Source organism: Streptomyces sp. NRRL F-5123 (assembly GCF_000721495.1).
In the GTDB taxonomy this organism is placed as follows: Bacteria; Actinomycetota; Actinomycetes; order Streptomycetales; family Streptomycetaceae; genus Actinacidiphila.
Map to the genome: position 1 here is coordinate 26268 of NZ_JOHY01000031.1, position 20477 is coordinate 46744.

At 72.7% G+C, this 20477-nt stretch carries 18 protein-coding genes; 7 read left to right on the plus strand and 11 right to left on the minus strand.

Annotated elements, in window-relative coordinates:
* Nucleotides 1-77: 77 nt before the first annotated feature.
* Both IH54_RS0123165 and IH54_RS0123170 read left to right on the plus strand, forming a co-directional pair.
* The gene (locus IH54_RS0123165; RefSeq protein WP_031519937.1) at nt 78-950 is read left to right on the plus strand and encodes a GH25 family lysozyme; all 873 of its coding nucleotides are present in this window, start codon (nt 78-80) and stop codon (nt 948-950) included.
* A gap of 285 nt (nt 951-1235) precedes the next feature.
* Nucleotides 1236-2393, plus strand: coding sequence for an FG-GAP-like repeat-containing protein (locus tag IH54_RS0123170; protein WP_052397769.1), 1158 nt, complete (start codon nt 1236-1238; stop codon nt 2391-2393).
* Nucleotides 2394-2464: 71 nt separating this feature from the next.
* On the opposite strand, the gene IH54_RS0123175 is transcribed toward IH54_RS0123170, so the two are convergent.
* The 4 genes from IH54_RS0123175 to IH54_RS0123190 form a co-directional block, all read right to left on the minus strand.
* Entirely contained in the window at nt 2465-2956 is a 492-nt protein-coding gene (locus tag IH54_RS0123175; RefSeq protein ID WP_031519942.1) for an OsmC family protein, read from the minus strand.
* Between the two features lie 14 nt (nt 2957-2970).
* Nucleotides 2971-3594, minus strand: coding sequence for a GntR family transcriptional regulator (locus tag IH54_RS0123180; protein ID WP_031519945.1), 624 nt, complete (start codon nt 3592-3594; stop codon nt 2971-2973).
* Between the two features lie 367 nt (nt 3595-3961).
* Nucleotides 3962-4870 carry a GlxA family transcriptional regulator gene (locus IH54_RS0123185; protein WP_031519948.1) on the minus strand — a complete coding sequence of 303 codons (909 nt, stop codon included), beginning with the start codon at nt 4868-4870 and terminating at the stop codon, nt 3962-3964.
* Nucleotides 4867-5460 (minus strand): cysteine hydrolase family protein, encoded by a 594-nt coding sequence (locus tag IH54_RS0123190; protein WP_031519950.1) that lies wholly within the window; start codon nt 5458-5460, stop codon nt 4867-4869. The genes IH54_RS0123185 and IH54_RS0123190 overlap by 4 nt, the downstream gene beginning before the upstream one ends.
* Nucleotides 5461-5688: 228 nt before the next feature.
* On the opposite strand from IH54_RS0123190, the gene nirB reads away from it, so the two are divergent.
* Nucleotides 5689-8283, plus strand: a complete 2595-nt coding sequence (gene nirB / locus IH54_RS0123195; RefSeq protein WP_031519952.1) for a nitrite reductase large subunit NirB — start codon at nt 5689-5691, stop codon at nt 8281-8283.
* On the plus strand, nt 8280-8654 hold the full coding sequence (nirD, locus tag IH54_RS0123200; RefSeq protein ID WP_031519955.1) for a nitrite reductase small subunit NirD: 375 nt from the start codon (nt 8280-8282) through the stop codon (nt 8652-8654). The genes nirB and nirD overlap by 4 nt, the downstream gene beginning before the upstream one ends.
* 28 nt (nt 8655-8682) lie before the next feature.
* On the opposite strand, the gene IH54_RS40115 is transcribed toward nirD, so the two are convergent.
* From IH54_RS40115 to IH54_RS0123215, 3 genes are all read right to left on the minus strand, one after another.
* On the minus strand, nt 8683-9255 hold the full coding sequence (locus tag IH54_RS40115; RefSeq protein WP_078862453.1) for a cellulose binding domain-containing protein: 573 nt from the start codon (nt 9253-9255) through the stop codon (nt 8683-8685).
* Between the two features lie 106 nt (nt 9256-9361).
* Entirely contained in the window at nt 9362-10474 is a 1113-nt protein-coding gene (locus tag IH54_RS0123210; protein ID WP_052397770.1) for a LacI family DNA-binding transcriptional regulator, read from the minus strand.
* Between the two features lie 150 nt (nt 10475-10624).
* Nucleotides 10625-11488: a nitroreductase/quinone reductase family protein gene (locus IH54_RS0123215; protein ID WP_031519964.1), complete on the minus strand. Its 864-nt coding sequence runs from the start codon at nt 11486-11488 to the stop codon at nt 10625-10627.
* Between the two features lie 206 nt (nt 11489-11694).
* Here IH54_RS0123215 and IH54_RS0123220 point away from each other — a divergent pair, with 206 nt between their 5' ends.
* On the plus strand, nt 11695-12099 hold the full coding sequence (locus tag IH54_RS0123220) for a MarR family winged helix-turn-helix transcriptional regulator (protein WP_052397779.1): 405 nt from the start codon (nt 11695-11697) through the stop codon (nt 12097-12099).
* Nucleotides 12100-12266: 167 nt separating this feature from the next.
* Here IH54_RS0123220 and ppdK read toward each other — a convergent pair whose 3' ends face one another.
* Together ppdK and dusB are read right to left on the minus strand one after the other, a co-directional pair.
* Nucleotides 12267-14978: a pyruvate, phosphate dikinase gene (gene ppdK, locus IH54_RS0123225; protein WP_031519968.1), complete on the minus strand. Its 2712-nt coding sequence runs from the start codon at nt 14976-14978 to the stop codon at nt 12267-12269.
* Nucleotides 14979-15628: 650 nt separating this feature from the next.
* On the minus strand, nt 15629-16792 hold the full coding sequence (gene dusB / locus IH54_RS0123230; RefSeq protein ID WP_031519970.1) for a tRNA dihydrouridine synthase DusB: 1164 nt from the start codon (nt 16790-16792) through the stop codon (nt 15629-15631).
* A gap of 95 nt (nt 16793-16887) precedes the next feature.
* On the opposite strand from dusB, the gene IH54_RS0123235 reads away from it, so the two are divergent.
* The gene (locus tag IH54_RS0123235; RefSeq protein ID WP_031519972.1) at nt 16888-18324 is read left to right on the plus strand and encodes an MFS transporter; all 1437 of its coding nucleotides are present in this window, start codon (nt 16888-16890) and stop codon (nt 18322-18324) included.
* Nucleotides 18321-18833 (plus strand): MarR family winged helix-turn-helix transcriptional regulator, encoded by a 513-nt coding sequence (locus IH54_RS0123240; protein ID WP_234343720.1) that lies wholly within the window; start codon nt 18321-18323, stop codon nt 18831-18833. The genes IH54_RS0123235 and IH54_RS0123240 overlap by 4 nt, the downstream gene beginning before the upstream one ends.
* A gap of 38 nt (nt 18834-18871) precedes the next feature.
* Here the strand turns inward: IH54_RS0123240 and IH54_RS0123245 are convergent, their stop codons facing one another.
* Nucleotides 18872-19474, minus strand: a complete 603-nt coding sequence (locus IH54_RS0123245; RefSeq protein WP_031519978.1) for a TetR/AcrR family transcriptional regulator — start codon at nt 19472-19474, stop codon at nt 18872-18874.
* Nucleotides 19475-19483: 9 nt separating this feature from the next.
* Nucleotides 19484-20437: a helix-turn-helix transcriptional regulator gene (locus tag IH54_RS0123250; protein WP_078862455.1), complete on the minus strand. Its 954-nt coding sequence runs from the start codon at nt 20435-20437 to the stop codon at nt 19484-19486.
* Nucleotides 20438-20477: the final 40 nt, after the last annotated feature.

The following is a 20477-nucleotide window of genomic DNA, read 5'->3' on the forward strand; positions in this document are numbered from 1 at the left end:
CAGGTCCGCGGTCAATGATCCGCAGCGAACAGCACGCCCGTGTTCCGTGCCACACAGACGCGCTCAGGAGGAAAGCCATGCTTCCCCGCACCCGGAATCTGATGGCGATCGCAGCCGTGGGGGCGAGCGTCGCGCTCGCCACCACCCTCTCGGCCGGCGCCGCGGGCGCCGCGCCCGCCACCGCCCAGGCCAAGGTCTCCCAGGGCAACGACATCCCGCTCGGCGAGGGCTACATGGGCGCCGGCTACGCCCAGGACACCAAGGGCCGGCTCGCCGCACCCGCCGGCGACGACCTGGTGATGTCACCCGACGCCACCTACCCCGCCGGTATCGACGTGTCGCACTACCAGGGCTCCATCAACTGGTCGTCGGTGAAGTCCGCGGGCATCCAGTTCGCCTACATCAAGGCGACCGAGAGCACCGACTACAAGGACCCGAACTTCAACGCGAACTACCTCAACGCGTACAACGCCAAGGTGATCCGCGGGGCCTACCACTTCGCCCGCCCCGACCTCTCCACCGGTGCGGCGCAGGCCACCTACTTCGCCTCCCACGGCGGCGCGTGGTCCGCGGACAACCTGACCCTGCCGGGCATGCTCGACCTCGAAGGCGGCTGCTACGGCAAGTCCGCCGCGTCGATGCAGTCCTGGATCCTGGACTTCTACAACACCTACAAGTCCAAGACCACGCGTGACGTCGTGATCTACACCAGCCCGAGCTGGTGGAACAGCTGCACCGGCGGCTGGGGCGGCATGTCCGCGAAGAGCCCGCTGTGGGTCGCACACTGGACGACCGCCGCGAGCCCCACCATCCCGAGCGGCTTCCCGTTCTGGACGTTCTGGCAGTACAGCGACTCCGGCTCGGTGTCCGGCATCTCCGGCGCCGTCGACCGCGACCGCTTCAGCGGCACCACCGCCCGGCTGCTCGCGCTGGCTAACAACACCCCCTGACCCAGGGGTCGTTCCGCCCGCGGGGCGCCCCCCTGGCGCACAACGCCGGGGCGCCCCGCGGGGCAAGGCCGGCCTCCACGGACCGCAGACCCGCCCGGTCGGCGGACAGGCCCCTGACCAGCAGCCGGGCAGGGATCCGGCCGCTGCCGGAGGGGAGGGCGCCGCTACACTGCGCGCAGCCGCGGACGGTACCGCGGTGCTCTCCGTGGGGGGACCACAATGACACGAAGACCAATCCGCGCTGCATTCGTCGCAGCGGCGGCGGCACTCGGACTGTGCACCGGCATGGCCACGCCGGCGCATGCGGCCACCGGCTACGACCGCTGCCCGAAGGGGAGCTTCTGCCTCTTCGACGGCGACAACGGCACCGGGGCCATGGTCGCGTACACCGGTTCGCAAGCCAGCCTCGGATCGTGGGACAACAGGGCCAACTCGGTCTACAACCACACCGCGCTGCACAGCGTGTCCCTGTACAGCCTGCCGTCCTACCAGTACCTGGACCCGGTGCACGACGTGGAGATCACCTGGGCGACCCAGGGCGACAACCCGCTCGAACTGGCGCCGTTCTCCGACGCCAACAGCCACCTGGTGAACAACCTCAGCTCCTTCCGGATCGCCCACACGTCACGGGAGGCGCAGGGCGGCTCCGAGGCCCAGACCTGGCTGGACGGGAGCTGGAGGGTCGGCGAACCCTCACAGCGGTTCTTCGACCTCGACCACGACGGCAACACCGACATGCTGGGCCGCACGTGGTCCGGCAAGCTGTGGTTCATGGACGGCAACGGCTCCAGCCGGCTGGTCGGCTCGGGCTGGAACCAGATGAAGCGCGTGACGCGCCACGGGGACTTCAGCGGCGACGGCATGGAGGACCTGCTGGCCCAGGACTCCCTGGGGAAGCTGTGGCTCTACCCGGGCAACGGCCGCGGCGGGTTCGGCGCACGCAAACTCGTCGGGTCGGGCTGGAACTCGATGACCGCGATGCTCGCCGCCGGCGACATGAGCGGCGACCACGTGAACGACCTGCTCGGCCGTGACTCCTCCGGCAAGCTGTGGCTCTACAAGGGCAAGGGCAACGGCACGTTCACCTCGCGCGTCCTGATCGGCACCGGCTGGACCCAGATGATCGCGGTGAGCGAGCCCGGCGACATGAACGGCGACGGTCACCCGGACGTCGTCGCCAGCGACGGTGCGGGCAAGCTGTGGCTCTACCCCGGCAACGGCAAGAGCAAGCTCGGTGTCCGCAAGATGATCGGCACCGGCGGCTGGAAGCGCTTCCCGACCCTGCTCGGCGTCGGGGACTACAACGGCGACGGACGCCTCGACATCCTCGCGATCGCCGGGCCCGACGACGGCTGGGTCGGCGTGTACGAGGGCCGCGGCGGCGGGTCGCTCGCCCCCCGCATCGACCTCCAGATGCTCGACCAGGGCGACTCGCTGTTCTGAACGAGCCCCCCGTTCGCGGGACGAGGCGGCGCGGCAGTCGGGAGGACTGCCGCGCCGTCCGTACGAACGGCTCAGCGGCCGGCGACCGTCACCGAGGCGTCGTGCCGCACGGGGAAGTTGACCGAGTTCGCGATGAAGCACAGGCGGTGCGCCTGCTCGTGCAGCTCGGCCGCGAGCGCCGCCGAGGCGGCGTCCGCGACCTCCACCGCCGGGTGGAGCACGGCCTCGGTGAAGTGGCCGCCGCCGTCCGGGGTCTGCGTCATCGCGGCCTCGGCGCGGTCCGCGTAGGCCGTCACCGTCACACCCTTGACCGCGCACACGTGCAGATACGACAGCATGTGGCACTGCGACAGCGCGGCCAGCAGCAGGAGTTCGGGATTCCAGCGCGACTTGTCGCCCCGGAAGGCCGGGTCCGAAGACCCGAGCAGCACCGGTACGTCCGGTGCGTCCGGCGCCGACACCTCGTGGCCGCGCTCGTAGGCCCGGTAATTGCTCGTGCCCGTACCGAGATTGCCGGTCCACACCAGGTCGGTGCGGTAGGAGTGCACATTCGCTGACGCCATGGTGGCGGGTCCTTTCAGCCGCAGGTGTCGAGTACGTGCTGCCGCGCGACCGCGGCGGCGTCCGCGGCCCGGCCCTCGGTGATCGCCGACACCAGCTCGCGGTGCTGGGCGTTCACCTGGGCGGGCCGGTGCGGAGGGTCGAGGGACGCGCGCGTCGAGACCACGATCTGGTCCCACAGCCGGTCGAGGGCGGCCTGCGCGGGGGTGTTCGCGGCGAGGGCCGCGATGCGGGCGTGGAAGGCCCGGTTGCGGAGCACCGCCTCGGCGAGGCGGCCCGCGAGGGTCGCCTCCTCGGTGCGGTCCGCCTCCGCGGCGAGCGCGGTCAGTTCGGCCGGGGCGATGAGCCCCGCGGACTGGCGTTCCGCCGCGAGTTCCGCGGTCAGCGCTTCGAGGGCGGCACGGACGCGGTACGTGTCGCGGAGCGCCGCGGCGTCCAGGGCGGCCACCACGACGCCGCGCCCCCCGGCGCTCCTGACCAGCCCGTCGGCGGTGAGCCCGCGCAGGGCCTCGCGCACGGGAGTCCGGCTCATCGCGAGCGCGGCGGCGACCTCCGTCTCCGTCAGGCGCTGCCCGGCGGCGTACTCGCCGCCCAGGATCATCGCGCGCAGGCGCGCGCGGGCTTCGTCGGTCTGCTGCACGAGGCAAGTATTGCATGCAGGGCATGCACTGTATGCAATCCTCTGCGGGGTGCCGGGCGGGTCCGCTCCGGGGTGCCTGGTGCGGTGGGCGACGCGACCTCCCGCCGGTGGTGGGCTGGTCGCGCAGTTCTCCCCAGAGCTTCGCCTGGGGGGGTACCCCCACGCACCCTGGTTCGTTGCCTTGCATGGCATGCGTCAGCACCTGCCGTTTCGGGGCTTCGCCCCGCGGGCGGTTGTCGGCGCGAGAGGGTGAGCGTTTTCAGGGGAGCGTGGGGGCACCTCCCGGGCGAAGCCTGGGGGGAACTGCGCGCTCAGCCCCCGCGCGCGGGCGGTCGCAACGCACCCCCCGGGGAGGCACCCCGGCGCGTCACGCCGGGCGCGAGCGCAAGCGGCGGAGCATGCGGGCGTCCTGGAAGCCGACCGCGCGGGCCGCGGACTCGACGGTCGCGCCCTGCCCGATGAGGTGCTCGGCGCGCTCGATGCGCAACTCCTGCTGGTAGCGCAGCGGCGTGAGCCCGGTGGCGGCGGTGAAGCGGCGGGTGAGGGTGCGCTCGCTGAGCCCTGCCGCGGCTGCGAGGTCGCACAGCGCGAGCCGCGCGGTGAACCGCGCGTCCAGGACGTCCTGGACGCGATGCACCGCATCGCTCACATGCCCCCGGTGCCTGAGCATCGCGCTCGCCTGCTGCTCGTCGCCGTTGCGCCGCGCGTACACGACCATCTGCCGGGCGACGCGCGCGGCGGCGCCCGGCCCGTGCGTCCGGGCGACGAGGTGCAGCGCGAGGTCGATGCCGCTGGCGATGCCCGCGGACGTGACGACGCGCCCGTCCACGACGTACAGCACGTCGCGGACGACGTGGGCGCGCGGGTAGCGGCGGGCGAGTTCGTCCTGGAGGTCGTGGTGGGTGGTGCAGCGGCGGCCGTCGAGGAGTCCGGCGCGGCCGAGCGCGTCGGCCCCGGCGCAGATGCTGGCGACGGTGCCGCCGGCGGCGTGGTGGGCGTGCAGCCAGTGCAGGGTGGCGGGGGCGAGGGCGCCGTTGTCGCGCAGCCCGTGCGAGCGCCAGCCGGGGACGACGACGAGGTCGTCCTCGGTCAGCGCGGGGAGGACGGGGTCGGCGTGCAGCGCGACCCCCTGCGAGGTGGGGACGTCTTCCTGCTCGGCCGCGTAGTGCAGGGTGTGGCCGAGGCCGTAGTCGGCCGCTGTGGAGAAGACCTGCGCGGGCCCGGCGAGGTCGAGCAGGTGCAGGTGCGGTACGAGCAGGAAAACCACCCGGGTCACGATCCGGTCAGCTCCTTGAGGGTCGTCACGGTGGCGAATCGTCCGGCGAGCGCGTATTCGGTCCGGGCGATGATGTCCGCGGGCAGCAGCGTACGCGGATCGGCCAGCACCTCGGCGAGCGGCCGTCCGGCGGGCGCGTCGCGGTGCTCGATCGGCTCGGTGGCGGTGGCGTCGGTGACAAAGGTGACGTCGTAGCCGAGGTCGGAGGCGAGCCGGGTGGTGGTCTCGACGCACTGCTCGGTGCGGATGCCGCAGGTGATGAGGGCGCGGATGCCGCGCTCGGTCAGGATCTGCTGGAGGTTGGTGGTGGTGAAGGCGTTGTGCGCGGTCTTGGTCAGCAGCGGCTCGCCGGCCTGCGGGCGGAGGCCCTCCATGAGCGTGACGTGGCCGCTCCCGGGGTCGAAGACGGTGCCGGAACCGGGTTCGGAGTGCAGCACCCACACGACGAGGTGGCCGCGCTCACGGGCGAGGTCGACGAGTCGGGCCACCTTCTGCGCCACGTCGGGGTCGGAGGCGGCCTGCCAGCTCTCGCGCTGCCGGAAGGACTCCTGGACGTCGATGACCACAAGGGCGGTGTCGGTCTGTGTCATGGGGCGATCCTCCGCCGCCGGGGAGCGCCGCCACCAGGCACGATCATGACCCGCTGCGGAACGATCCGGTCAGCGCCCGGCCGGTCGGCCCCCATCCGCTCTCACCCGCTCACAGCCGCCGCTGAGAGCGGATGAGCGCACCGTTCCCTTCGGGTAATGGCGGGGATCCGGGTGGGTAACAGCCGCGGCCCACCGTGGTGGCACGGGCGACGACGGAAGGTTCTGACCATGGCTGCCACTACCGCTACCGCGGACACCCCGGACACCACGATCGTGCTCGTCGGCCACGGCATGGTCGGCCAGCGCTTCCTGGAGGCGCTCGCGGATCGGGGCGTGACCGCGTGGGCGCGGGTCGTCGTGCTGTGCGAGGAGTCCCGCCCGGCGTACGACAGGGTCCACCTGACGTCGTACTTCTCCGAGGGCGCGAGCCCGGAGGAGCTCTCGATGGTCGAGGACGGCTTCATGGAGCGGCACGGCATCGAGCTGCACGTGGGTGATCCGGCGGTGGCGGTGGACCGCGACTCCCGTACGGTGACGGCCCGTTCGGGGCTGACGGTGCGCTACGACACGCTGGTGCTGGCCACCGGCTCGTACCCGTTCGTGCCGCCGGTGCCCGGCAAGGACGCGGCGGGCTGCTTCGTCTACCGCACGATCGACGACCTGCTGGCGATCGAGGCGTACGCGCAGGGCGTGACGAGCGGCGCGGTCGTCGGCGGCGGGCTGCTGGGCCTGGAGGCGGCGGGCGCCCTCAAGGGGCTCGGACTGGACACGCACGTCGTGGAGTTCGCACCGCGGCTGATGCCGGTGCAGGTCGACGAGGGCGGCGGCGAGGCGCTGCGCAGCCGCGTGGAGGGCCTCGGGGTGAGCGTGCACACGGGGGTCGGCACGCAGCGCGTCACGGTCGGCGAGGGCGGCCGGGTGGCGGGCATGGAGCTGTCGGACGGCTCCGAACTGCCCGTCGGCATGGTGGTGTTCTCGGCGGGTGTGCGGCCGCGCGACGACCTGGCGCGGGCGTGCGGGCTGCCGGTCGGCGAGCGCGGCGGAATCGTCGTCGACGCGCAGTGCCGTACGCCCGCGGACCCGGCGGTCTTCGCGATCGGCGAGTGCGCGCTCGCGGCGGACGGGCGGGTGTACGGACTGGTCGCGCCCGGCAACGAGATGGCGGAGACGGCCGCGAAGTCCATCGCGGGGGACGCCGGTTCGTTCACCGGAGCGGACCTTTCGACGAAGCTGAAGCTGCTGGGCGTGGACGTCGCGAGCTTCGGCGACGCGCACGGCGCCACCGCCGGCTGCCTGGACGTCCGCTACTCCGACGCGCGGTCCGGCATCTACCGCAAGCTCGTGGTGGCCGCGGACGGCACGCTGCTGGGCGGCGTCCTGGTCGGCGACGTGGAGTCGTACGGGGTGCTGCGGCCGCTGACCGGCTCGGTGCCGCCGGTGGCGCCCGAGCACCTGGTGCTGCCGGCGGGCGCGGGCGCCCCGGTCGCGCTGGGGCCGGCGGCGCTGCCGGACGAGGCGGTCATCTGCAGCTGCAACAACGTCACCAAGGGCACGATCCGCGCGGCCGTCACCGACCACTCCTGCGGGAACGTGCCGGAGGTGAAGAAGTGCACCAAGGCCGGTACGAACTGCGGCAGTTGCCTGAAGGTGCTGGGCCAGCTGGTGGACGCCGAGCTGGAGGCGTCCGGCGTCGAGGTCGACAAGGGCCTGTGCCCGCACTTCGCGCAGACCCGCGCCGAGCTGTACGAGATCGTGCTGGCGCTGCGGATCTCCTCCTACCGCGAACTGCTCGACGGGCACGGCCGGGAGGGCGCGCGCGGCGGCGAGGGCTGCGAGACGTGCAAGCCGGCCGTCGCGTCGATCCTGGCGTCGCTGGCGCCCACGGTGGGCGCGAGCGTGCACGTCCTGGAGGGCGAGCAGGCGGCGCTGCAGGACACCAACGACCACTTCCTCGCCAACATGCAGAAGAACGGCTCCTACTCGATCGTGCCGCGCATCCCGGGCGGCGAGATCACCCCGGAGAAGCTCATCGTGATCGGCGAGGTGGCCCGCGACTTCGGCCTCTACACGAAGATCACCGGTGGCCAGCGGATCGACCTCTTCGGCGCGCGCGTCGAGCAACTGCCGCTCATCTGGGCCCGCTTGGTGGACGCGGGCTTCGAGTCGGGCCACGCGTACGGCAAGGCGCTGCGGACGGTGAAGTCCTGCGTCGGGCAGACGTGGTGCCGCTACGGCGTGCAGGACAGCGTCCGGATGGCGATCGACCTGGAGCTGCGCTACCGGGGCCTGCGCTCGCCGCACAAGCTCAAGTCGGCGGTGTCGGGCTGCGCGCGCGAGTGCGCGGAGGCGCAGAGCAAGGACTTCGGGGTCATCGCGACCGCGAGCGGCTGGAATCTGTACGTCGGCGGCAACGGCGGGGCCACCCCGCGGCACGCCGACCTGCTGGCGCAGGACCTGTCGGACGCCGAACTCGTCCGGCTCGTGGACCGCTTCCTGATGTTCTACATCCGCACCGCCGACCGGCTGGAGCGCACCAGCGTGTGGCTGGAGCGCATCCCCGGCGGCCTGGACCACGTACGCGACGTCGTCGTGCACGACTCGCTCGGCATCTGCGACGAGTTGGAGGCGCTGATGGCCGCGCACGTCGCCGGTTACCGCGACGAGTGGGCCGACACCATCAACGACCCGGAGCGGCTGAGCCGCTTCGTGTCCTTCGTCAACGCCCCGGACACCCCCGACCCCACGGTCCGCTTCGTCCCGGAGCGCGGCCAGATCAAGCCCGAGCCTGTGCTCCTGAGCCTCACGGAAACGGTGACCGCATGACTGCCACGACCGACCTCACCTCCCCGCTGCTCGCCGCCGCGTCCTGCGGCACCGTCGAACTGCACACCTCCCAGGGCTGGTTCGCCGTCTGCCCGGCGGACGCGCTGCAGCCCGGCCGCGGGGTGGCCGCCCTGCTGCCGGACGGGCGGCAGGCCGCGCTCTTCCGCGACCGCGCCGGGCGGATCTACGCGATCGGAAACGTCGACCCCTTCACGGGCGCGGCGGTGCTCAGCCACGGGCTGCTCGGAGCGGCGGACGACCGGCCGTACGTCGCCTCGCCGTTGCTCAAGCAGCGCTTCGACCTCGCGGACGGGCGGTGCCTCGACGACGACGGGGTGGCCGTGGCCAGCTACCCGGTGCGGGTGAGCTGACCACGGCGCGTCCTCTGCGGAGGGTGCGTCAGTTCAGCGTGCAGGCGAGGCTGTTGAAGACGAAGCCGGTCGGCGGCGGGTTGGAGCCGGACCAGGTGGCCTTGAAGCCGAAGGTCACGGTGCCGCCGCCGCGCGGGATGACGGCGTTGCTGTCGAGGTTGCGGGCCGCGTAGGTGGTCCCGGACTTGGTGACGGTGGCGTTCCAGGCCTGTGTGACGGTCTGGGTGCCGGCCGGCTGGTCCCAGGTGATGAGCCAGCCGTTGGCCTGGCCGGTGGTGGTCAGGGTGACGGTGGCGGTGAAGCCCGTCCCCCACTGGTGGACGTGGTAGTCGACCGCGCAGGTGGAGCCGGGCGGCGGGGGCGTCGGCGTGACGGGGGCCGTGGGGCTGGTCGGCGGGATCGTGGTGGGCGGTGCCGTGGTGGGCGGTGCCGTCGCGGGCGTCGTCGGCGGCAGGGTGGGGGCCGAGGTCGGCGGGGAGGTGGGCGGGCTGTCACTGGCGTGCGCGGTCGGCATCGCGACGGCCACCAGAGCCGCGGCCGCCGCGAGCAGCGCTGCGGCGGATCCGCCCGCGGCGGATCGCATCATTCGCTTCGAAAGCATGGGAAGTCGGTGCCTCTCTCCAAGTGGGGGATTGGATGAGGCATTGCGTACCCATGTTCGACGGGTGAACTACCCCGCTGCCGCGTTCAGTTGGGTTCAGGAGGGTTCAGTTGGCGGCGCCGTCGGCCTGTTCCGGGACGGCGGCGGGACCCTCGGGCGCGGCTTCGGCGGCCGGGGCCGCGGTGCTGCTGCGCTCCACGAGCCGGGTCGCCAGGTCCACCCGCAGGGTGCTGGGCTCGCGGCCGCGGCTGAGGTCGAGGACGAGCCGGGCGGCGGCCTCGGCCATCTCCGTGAGCGGCTGCCGCACGGTGGTCAGCGGCGGGCTGATCCAGGTGGCCAGCGGCAGGTCGTCGAAGCCGACCACGCTGAGGTCGCGCGGGATGGACAGGCCCAGCTCACGCGCGGCCTCGTACAGGCCGACCGCCTGGAGGTCGTTGCCGGTGAAGATCGCGGTGGGGCGGTCGGGGCGGCGCAGCAGTTCCAGGCCCGCGGCGTAGCCGGCCTCGTCGTGGAAGTTGCCGGTGACGACGAGGCCGGGGTCGAAGCGCACGCCGGCGGTCTCCAGCGCGGCGCGGTAGCCGTCGATCCGGGCGCGGCTGCACATCATGCCCGCGGGCCCGCCGAGTACGCCGATCCGGGTGTGGCCGAGGTCCAGCAGGTGGCGGGTGGCGGCCAGTCCGCCCTGCCAGTTGGTCGCGCCGATCGCGGGCACGTCCTCGCCGGGGTCGCCGGCCGGGTCGAGGACCACGAACGGGATGTCGCGGCTGATGAGCTGCGAGCGCTGGGCCGGGTCGAGTCCGGAGAGCACCAGGATGACGCCGGTCGGGCGGCGCGCGAGCACGCCGTCCACCCAGGTCTGCCCCGGGCTGAGGCGGCCCGCCGACTCCGAGAGCACCACGCTCAGGCTCTCCTGGCCCGCGACGCGTTCCACGCCCCGGATGACCTCCATCGCCCAGGAGCTGTCCAGCTCGTGGAAGACCAGGTCCAGCAGGGGGGCGGGCTGCATGCTGCCGCGGCGGCGCTGGTAGCCGTGCCGCCGCAGCAGGTCCTCGACCCGGCTGCGGGTGGCGGGGGCCACGTCACCTCGGCCGTTGAGGACCTTCGAAACAGTCGGAGCCGAGACCCCGGCGGCGCGGGCGATCTCGGCAAGCGTCGCCGTGCCCTCGCCGGTGGCTCCCGACTGGTCATCGCGCGAGGGCTGGGGAATCGTGGCACTCATGGCAAGGATCGTAGCCCGCGGGGACAGGGCCCGTCCGCACCGTGTCACACCTGATTCACAACAGGGGCACCAAAAGATTCGAATGGTCGGCCGAAAGCTTCGGAAATCCTGGGCAGGGCAGCCGGAAAGAGGTCCGTACCAGCGTCCCGCTCAGCCCTCGGACCCGGTCCCTTCCCCCATGAGGACGGGGAGGAGGTGCTCCTCCTCGTACGCGAAGTGCTCCTCCATCCGGGCCGCGAGGGCGTCCAGCCGCCCCGCCAGGCCCGCGGCCCTCTCCCCCGGCTCCCCCGGCGCCGTCACCGCGGACCGCAGCCCTGCCAACTCGCGGGCCACCTCCCGGTGCTCGGCGCGCAGCCGGGCCAGGACCGGCGCGAGGTGCGGGAAGCCCTCGTCGAAGGCGGGGAGGACGGCGTCCTCCGAGGCGTGGTGCGTGCCGAGCGCGTCGCAGAAGGCCAGGCAGTGCACGGTCAGGCCCTCCCCTGCGGCCGCACCCTCGCCCTGCCGCAGCCGCGCCAACTGGCCCCGCAGGTCCGCGTGCACGGTCAGCAGCTGGGTGGCGATGGCCCGGTTGCGCGCCGGGTCCGGCGCCGTGAGGTCCAGCGGGTGCAGCGCCACCACGGGGATGACCCGCGCGGTCTTGCGCTGGTAGTCGCCGTACGCCGGGACGCGCGCCGCCTGCCGCGCGTAGGCGGCGTCCCGCTCGGCCCCCTCCAGCACCTCGGCCCGGACGGCGAGGGTGCGCACTCCGCCGCGCCCGTCCGCCGTCTCGACCTCGGCCCGCGGGTGGACGAGAAGGTTGCGGTACCAGTCGGGGTGCCGGTCGCCGCCGGCGTTGGAGCCGAAGACCAGCAGCCGCCCGTCCTCCCGGGCGACGCCGAGCGGCGACGTGCGCCGTATGCGGCTGCGGGCGCCGGTCGTGGTGAGCAGGACGAGGTCCGCGCCCTCGAACAGGCCGCCGACGCGGCCTCCGTTGGCGCGGAACTCGGCGATGATCGATGCGTTCCAATCGGCCATGGCAGGCCCTCCGATAAGCTCGACCGTCAGACACGACTTTGCTTTGCAAGCAAAGAAGCTTTGAGTACGAAGCTAAAAGGCAGGAGAGACGTATGTCAACCGCGGACGGTGCCCAGCCCCCGGATACGACCCCCGACGGCACCCGGCAGACCGCCGGTGACGTCGGCGTCAGCGTCGAGGACGGCATCCGCAGCCTGCTGCTGCTCATGCCGCGGATGGTGGGCCGGGCCAAACGGATCAAGGTCCCGGCGGAGCTGAGCGGCTTCTCGCTCGCCCCCCGCCACCTCTCCCTCTTCTCCTATCTGCTCTTCGACGGCCCCCTGACCGTCAACGAACTCGCCGCCCGCCTCGAAGTGGCCCCCGCCACCGTGAGCCTGATGGTCAGCGACCTCGGCCGCCAGGGCATCCTCGACCGCACCCCCGACCCCGCCGACCGCCGCCGCACGATCGTCACGATCGCCCCCGCCCACCGCCCCGCGATCGACGCCTGGCTCGCCCGCGGTGCCACCGCCTGGCGCACCGCCCTCACCCCCCTGACCCCCACTGAACGCACCCTCTTCATCCGCACCCTCACCGCCTACGAGGACGCCCTGACCGACGAGCCGTCGTAGGCCCCTGCCCGCGGCACCGGGAGCCCCCGGCAAGGGAAGAGCCGGGGACGGCACGTCCGCACGAAGTGCCGTCCCCGGCGGGGTGGGCCGGGTGGTGGGTCACCGGTCGGTGAGGGTTGGCCCCCAGGGCGTGGGGCCGCCGGCGGTGCGCCCACGGGCCGGCCCGGTCAGGGGGTCAGGGTGGTGGCGCGGGCGGCCTCCAGTCGGGCGACGGGGATGCGGAAGGGGGAGCAGGAGACGTAGTCCAGGCCCACCTGGTGGAAGAAGTGGACGGACTCCGGGTCGCCGCCGTGCTCGCCGCAGATGCCGAGTTTGAGGCCGGGGCGGGTGGCCCGGCCCGCTTCGACCGCGCTGCGGACGAGGGAGCCGACGCCGTCGCGGTCGATCGTCTCGAACGGGGAGACGCCGAAGATGCCCTTCTCCAGGTAGGCCGTGAAGAAGGACGCCTCGACGTCGTCGCGCGAGAAGCCCCACACGGTCTGGGTGAGGTCGTTGGTGCCGAAGGAGAAGAACTCCGCGGCCTCCGCGATCTGCCCCGCGGTCAGGGCCGCGCGCGGCAGCTCGATCATCGTGCCGATGGCGAGCTTGAGCCGCGTGCCCGTGGCCGCCTCGACCTCGGCGATGACGCCGTCGGCCTCCTCCCGGACGATCTCCAGCTCCTGCACCGTGCCCACCAGCGGGATCATGATCTCCGCGCGCGGGTCGCCCTTCGCGGCCTTGCGGTGCGCGACGGCCTCCGCGATGGCCCGCACCTGCATCGCGAACAGGCCCGGGATGACGAGCCCGAGGCGCACCCCGCGCAGGCCCAGCATCGGGTTCTGCTCGTGCAGCTTGTGGACGGCCTGGAGCAGGCGCAGATCGTTCTCGTTGGCGTCCTTGCGGGATTCGGCGAGCGCGACCCGTACGGACAGCTCCGTGATGTCGGGCAGGAATTCGTGCAGCGGCGGGTCCAGCAGCCGTACGGTCACCGGCAGTCCGTCCATCGCCTCGAACAGCTCGATGAAGTCGGCCTTCTGGAGCGGCAGGAGGGATGCCAGCGCCTCGTCGCGCTCGGCGTCGGTGTCGGCGAGCACCAACCGCTCGACCATCTCCCGGCGTTCGCCCAGGAACATGTGCTCGGTGCGGCACAGCCCGATGCCCTGCGCCCCGAACCGCCGGGCCCGCGAGGCGTCCTCGGCGTTGTCGGCGTTGGCCCGCACCTGGAGCTTACGGATCCGGTCGGCGTACGCCATGATCCGGTGCACCGCCTGCACCAGCCCGTCGGCCTCGTCGGCCCCTGCGTGCATACGGCCCTCGAAGTACTCGACGACCGGCGACGGCACGACGGGCACCTCGCCGAGGTAGACCTTGCCGGACGAGCCGTCGATCGAGACGAGGTCGCCCTCCTCTATCACCACACCGCCCGGCGCGGTCAGCCGCCGCCGCTTGGTGTCGACCTCCAGCTCCTCGGCGCCGCACACGCACGTCTTGCCCATGCCGCGCGCGACCACCGCCGCGTGCGAGGTCTTGCCGCCGCGCGAGGTGAGGATGCCCTCGGCGGCGATCATGCCGTTGAGGTCGTCCGGGTTGGTCTCCCGGCGGATGAGGATGACCTGCTCACCCGAGCGGGACCACTTCACGGCGGTGTAGGAGTCGAAGACCGCCTTGCCGACCGCCGCCCCGGGCGATGCCGCGATGCCCCAGCCGATCCGCCGCACCTCCCCGCTGTCGGCCACCTCGCCGTCGAACTGCGGGAACATCAGCTGCGCCAGCTGCCCGCCGGTGACCCGCCGCAGCGCCTCCGCCTCGTCGATGACGCCCTGGTCGACGAGCTGCGTCGCGATACGGAACGCCGCCGCGGCCGTCCGCTTGCCGACCCGGGTCTGGAGCATCCACAACTGCCCGCGCTCGATGGTGAACTCGATGTCGCACAGATCCTTGTAGTGCTCCTCCAGCGTCTGCATGATCGCCATCAGCCGGTCGTACGACGTCTTGTCGATCGCCTCCAGCTCGGCGAGCGGCACGGTGTTGCGGATGCCGGCGACGACGTCCTCGCCCTGCGCGTTCTGCAGGTAGTCGCCGTACGTGCCCTGCGCGCCGCTCGCCGGGTCGCGCGTGAAGGCCACGCCCGTGCCGGAGTCCGGGCCGAGGTTGCCGAACACCATGGAGCAGACGGTCACGGCCGTGCCCAGGTCGCCCGGGATGCGCTCCTGGCGGCGGTACAGCTTGGCGCGCTCGCCGTTCCAGGAGTCGAACACCGCCCGCACCGCCAGGTCCATCTGCTCGCGCGGGTCCTGCGGGAAATCCCGGCCGGTCTGCGTCTTCACGATCTGCTGGAAGTCCGCGACGAGCTGCCGCAGGTCGGCGGCGTCCAGGTCGAGGTCGCTGCCCGCGCCCTTCGCACGCTTGGCGGCCTCCAGCGCCTCCTCGAACAGCTCGCCGTCCACGTCCATGACGGTCTTGCCGAACATCTGCACCAGGCGGCGGTACGAATCCCACGCGAAGCGCTCGTTGTCCGCCTGGGCCGCGAGACCGGCGACGGACGCGTCCGACAGCCCGATGTTGAGGACGGTGTCCATCATCCCGGGCATCGAGAACTTGGCCCCGGAGCGGACCGACACCAGCAGCGGGTCGTCTGCCTGGCCGAGCTTCTTGCCCATCCGCTGCTCCAGCGCTTCGAGGTGCGCACTCACCTCGTCGCGCAGCGCGGACGGCTCCGCGCCGGACTCCAGATAGACCCGGCACGCCTCGGTCGTGATCGTGAACCCGGGAGGGACCGGGAGCCCGAGGTTGGTCATCTCGGCGAGGTTCGCACCTTTCCCGCCGAGCAGGTCCTTGAGGTCCTTGTTGCCCTCAGTGAAGTCGTAGACGAATTTCTGCTGCTTCTGCCGTGCCGACACTGGGCCTCGACTCCTCGCAACGGGTTGCCCTGACGGCGGGGAGCGTACCCATCTCGAAGGCTCCGCAGTGCGTCCATCCGTACGACACACGGGTGTAAACCCCCGTCTGCGTTCACATCGAAAGTCCTCGCCCCTTCGGCGGGGCTTCTCCCCGCATTCACAACCCGAAGCCACGAATTCGCTGCGCGAGCCACCCGCCGGGCACGGTGGCTGAGGGTGACGTTTGGCGTGACCCTCTGCACGATTGCCGCTGACCCGGCGGGGCTCACCATTCGAGAGGTGACGCGCTCACCTGGGCGCTCATTTGAGCGCGGTCACTCGCCTTGTGAGCGGAATCACCCTCGCGGGTCTCACCGTTCGGACCCGTGCGTACGCCCGCGGGGCGAGCGTTTTTGAGGAGCCCGGGGGGACCTCCGAGCCCCCGCCGGGGCGCGGGTGGTGAACCGGCCGAAAAGGGCAGTTGCTGTCGTTTCCGGACCACTGGCCGGTGGCGGGTTGCTCGCGCAGTTCTCCCCCAGAGCTTCGCCTGGGAGGTACCCCCACGCGCCCCTGAAAATCGAGTGCCCCGCGGCGCAGCCGCAAGCCCGGGACGCTCGCCCGGCGGCGCAGCCGCAGCCGCAGAGCTCACCCGGCGCGGCAGCGCAAGACGCTCAGCCGCCCGACGTGGCGGATTCCGCGTCCTCGGAGAGGGCCTCGCAGGTGAAGGGGTCGTCCAGCCAGCCGTCCGGGAGGACGACGCGCTTGCCGGGGGCGGTGCGGCCGCGGGGGCCGTCCGCGCCTGCGGGCCAGGGCTGGGTGAGGTCGAGGCCGGCGAACTGCTCGTCCATCTCGGCCAGCGAGGACGCGGAGGCCAGGGCGCGGCGGGCCTCGGAGCCGACCGCGAAGCCCTTCGTGTACCAGGGCACGTGCTTGCGGAAGTCGATGACGCCGCGCGCCTCGTCGCCGAGCCACAGGCCCAGCAGCTCGGCGTGCCGCCGCATGATCGCGGCGACCCGGGCGAAGCCGAAGGCGGCGGGCGGCGCGTCCGGCGTCTCGAAGGCGGCGACGAGGTCGCCGAAGAGCCAGGGGCGGCCGAGGCAGCCGCGGCCGACCACGACGCCGTCGCACCCGGTCTCCCGCATCATCCGCAGCGCGTCCTCCGCGCACCAGATGTCGCCGTTGCCGAGCACGGGGATCTCGGGCACGTGCTCCTTGAGGCGCGCGACGGCGTCCCAGTCGGCGGTGCCGCCGTAGTGCTGCGCGGCGGTACGGCCGTGCAGGGCGACCGCGGTGACGCCCTCCTCGACGGCGATCCGCCCGGCGTCGAGGTACGTCAGGTGGTCGTCGTCGATGCCCTTGCGCATCTTGATGGTGACGGGCAGCTCCCCGGCGTTGCCGACGGCCTCGCGCAGGATGGCCCGCAGCAGCGGCCGCTTGTACGGGAGCGCGGAGCCGCCGCCCTTGCGGGTGACCTTGGGGACGGGGCAGCCGAAGTTGAGGTCGATGTGGTCGGCGAGGTCCTCGTCGACGATCATCCGCACGGCCTTGCCGACGGTCGCCGGGTCGACGCCGTAGAGCTGGATGGAGCGCGGCGTCTCGGTCGCGTCGAAGTGGATGAGCTGCATCGTCTTGTCGTTGCGCTCGACCAGCGCGCGGGTGGTGATCATCTCGCTGACGAAGAGCCCCTTGCCGCCGCTGAACTCCCGGCACAGCGTGCGGAAGGGCGCGTTGGTGATACCGGCCATGGGTGCGAGCACGACCGGCGGCCACACGGCGTGCGGGCCGATCCGCAGGGCGCCGGGCGCGGCCGGGGCAAGGGTGGTGTCAGCGGTCATGGGCTCCATTGTCCCGTACCCGGCGGGCACGGCCGCCGGAGGATGGTTGTACTGTAGTAACGATTACATTCGTACAATCATTGGACCCGCCATCCATGCCGGAACCCACCGCCCCGGAAGCCACCACCGCCCGCCGCCGCATGCTCATCCTCGCGATCTGCTGCATGAGCCTGCTGATCGTCAGCCTCGACAACACGATCCTGAACGTCGCGCTGCCGTCGCTGCAGAAGGACTTCCACTCCTCCGTCTCCGGTCTGCAGTGGACGATCGACGCGTATCTGCTGGTCATCGCCTCGCTCCTGCTGCTGTCGGGCTCGACGGCGGACCGCGTCGGACGTAGGCGGATCTTCCAGACCGGGCTCGCGGTCTTCACCGCGGGCTCGCTGCTGTGCAGCCTCGCGCCCAGCCTCGGCTGGCTCATCGTCTTCCGGATGGTGCAGGCGGTGGGCGGCTCGATGCTCAACCCGGTCGCGATGTCGATCATCACCAACACCTTCCACGAGCCCCGCGAGCGGGCCCGCGCGATCGGCGTGTGGGGCGGGGTCGTCGGCATCTCGATGGCGGCCGGGCCGATCGTCGGCGGCGCGCTCGTGCAGTCGGTCGGCTGGCGGGCGATCTTCTGGATCAACGTGCCGATCGGGCTCGCCGCGCTGCTGCTGACCGCCCGCTTCGTGCCGGAGTCGCGCGCGCCGCGCGCCCGCCGGATCGACCCGGTCGGACAGCTGCTGGTGGTCGCGCTGCTGGGCACCCTGACGTACGGCATCATCGAGGGCTCAGGAGCGGGCTGGACGTCCCCGGAGATCCTGGCCTGCTTCGTCGTCGCGGCCGCGGCGGCGGTGGCGCTCGCGCGGTACGAGTCCCGGCGCGAGGACCCGCTCATCGACACCCGGTTCTTCCGCAGCGTGCCCTTCAGCGGCGCGACCGTCATCGCGGTGTGCGGCTTCGCGGCGCTCGGCGGCTTCCTCTTCCTCAACACGCTCTACCTGCAGAACACCCGCGGGCTGTCCGCGCTCGACGCGGGCCTGTACATGCTGCCGATGGCCGCGATGGCGCTGGTCTTCGCGCCGCTGTCCGGCCGCCTCGTCGGCTCGCGCGGGCCGCGCGTCCCGCTGGTGCTGGCGGGCGTCGCGATGACGGCGAGCGGCGTGCTCTTCGCGGGCTTCGACGCCCAGTCGACGAACGCGCTGCTCTTCCCGGCGTACGTCCTGTTCGGCATCGGCTTCGGCTTCGTCAACGCGCCGATCACCAACACCGCGGTGTCCGGCATGCCGCGGTCGCAGGCGGGCGTGGCGGCGGCGGTCGCGTCGACGAGCCGCCAGGTGGGGCAGTCGCTCGGCGTCGCGGTGCTCGGCGCGGCACTGGCCGCCGGGCTGCACCAGGGGGCGTGGTGGATCATCACCGGCTGTGGTGCGGCGGTGCTCGTGCTCGGTACGCTCACCACCGGCCGTTGGGCCAGGCGCACGGCGGATCGTACGGCAGGGCTGCTCGTCGCCCCCGAGACGGCGGACAACCGGATGGCGGTGAAGACGTGACCAGCGCGACGACGGCACGGCGGGGGGCGGACTCCCCGGCAGAGCCCCTGCCGGGGCAGGGCGGGGAGCACGGCGCGGAGCGGACCGCGGCCGAACGGGTCTGGGGCAACCTGCGCGCGCTCGTGCTGGAGCACAACGAGCGCCGCAAGGAGGTCGCCGAGGCCCTCGGCATGAGCTTCTTCCGCATCAAGGCGCTGCGCCGGATCGCCAAGCACCCCGAGCAGCCGTACCGGATGAGCGAGCTGGCCGCCGAACTGGCCTGCGACCGCCCTTATCTGACGCTCGTGGTGGACGACCTCGAAGAGCGCGGCCTCGTCCGGCGCACCCAGCACCCGGAGGACCGCCGCGCCAAGATCGTGTCGGCCACCCCGGCGGGCCTCGCGACGGCCGCCCGCGCCAACGCGATCCTCGGCACCCCTCCCCCGGCCCTCCTCGCCCTCCCCCCGGACGACCTGGCGGCCCTGGACCGGATCACCGCCGGCCTGGCCGCCGTCCCGCGGGAGGGCTGACCGCGCGGGCCGGACCGCACGTCAGGCCCGCCCGTGCCTCACTCCCGCACCGCGCGGATCGCCGCGTCCAGCATCTCGCCCAGATTCCCCGTACCGCCCGCGCCCGACCAGCGGGTCACGGCGACGTCGAGGCAGCCGAGGACCGCCGTCGTGATCGCGGCGGCGCGCAGTTCGCGGTCGTCGGCCGGGCCCTCCGGGAGCCGGGACAGCACGCCGGGCTCCAGCAGTTCGCGCCAGCGGGCGTGCTTCTGCTGGCGGGCCGCGCCCAGCGCGGGGGTGTCGGCGAACATCCGGGCCCGGGCCAGCGCGGCTTCCCTGTCCTTCGCGAAGGGGGTGAGCAGGACGTCCAGGGCACCGCGCAGCGCCTCCCACGGGCCCTCCCCGGCGGGCCGTTCGGCCAGCGCGCCCGCGAGGACCGCGCCGGACTCCTGCATGCTGCCGACGACCATGTCCTCCTTGGTCGCGAAGTAGCGGAAGACGCTGCGCGCCGACATGCCGACCTGCGCGGCGATCTGCTCGACCGTGGTCTCCTCGAAGCCCTGGGCGAGGAAGAGTTCCATCGCCCGCTCGGCGATCTGTGCGCGCACCGTGGCGCGGGTCAGCTCACGCAGACCGGAGGCGGTGGCACGGGTGGGGGTCATTGGGTGATTTTAGACCGCGGCGGGGGCGCCCTCGGTGGTCACGATCCGCAGGAGTTGCTCCAGCCGTTCGCGGGTCTGCGCGTCCGCGGGGGCGTAGACGGTCATCCGCGGGCCGTCCTGCGGGCCGAGCCACAGGTGGCTGAAGTCGAAGGCGAGCAGGCCCACTTCGGGGTTGAGGTAGCGCTTGACGTGGGTGCCGAGGCGCAGCACGTCGTGCCGCTCCCACGCCTGGCGGAATTCCGCCGAGTGCTGCTGGAGCCGCCGCAGCAGCTCCTTCCAGCCGGGCTCGCCGATGTGCTGGGCCATCGAGGTGCGGAACTTGCCCGCCATCAGCCGGGTGTTCTCCTCGCGGTCCAACATCCGCTCGCGCCACAGCGGGTGGGTGAAGGCGAGCCACATGACGTTGCGGTCCTCGGCGGGCAGCGCGTCCAGGTCGGTCACCAGCCGCCCGTACGTGCGGTTGTACGCGACGATGTCGTAGCGGCTGTTGAAGACCGCGGCGGGCAGCGGCTCCAGCTGGTCGAGCATCGCGCGCATCGCCGGGGACATGCCCGGGCCGTCCAGGTGCGGGTGCGGGTCGGGGGTGCCGGCCAGCGTGAAGAGGTGGCTGCGCTCACTGGCGTCGAGCATCAACGCGCGGGCGATGGCGTCCGCGACCTGGCCCGACATCTGGATGGCGCGGGCCTGCTCCAGCCACGTGTACCAGGTGACGCCGACCGCTGCGAGCTGCGCGACCTCCTCGCGGCGCAGCCCGGGCGTCCGCCGCCGGCGCCCCGGCGGCAGGCCGACCTGCTCGGGCGCGATGCGCTCGCGGCGGCTGCGCAGGAAGTGCGCGAGTTCGCGCCGCCGGCTCTCCCCGGGCTCCGCGGCCGGCACGGCCCGCCCGCCGTCGGCCGCGTACGCGGGCACCTGCTCGGGTACGGGCCCGGCCGGGGTCGGGGCGGCGGGCGGTGTCGTGGTCATGGTTCCAGCGTGCCGGACGCGGCAGCCGGTTGCCAGGTGG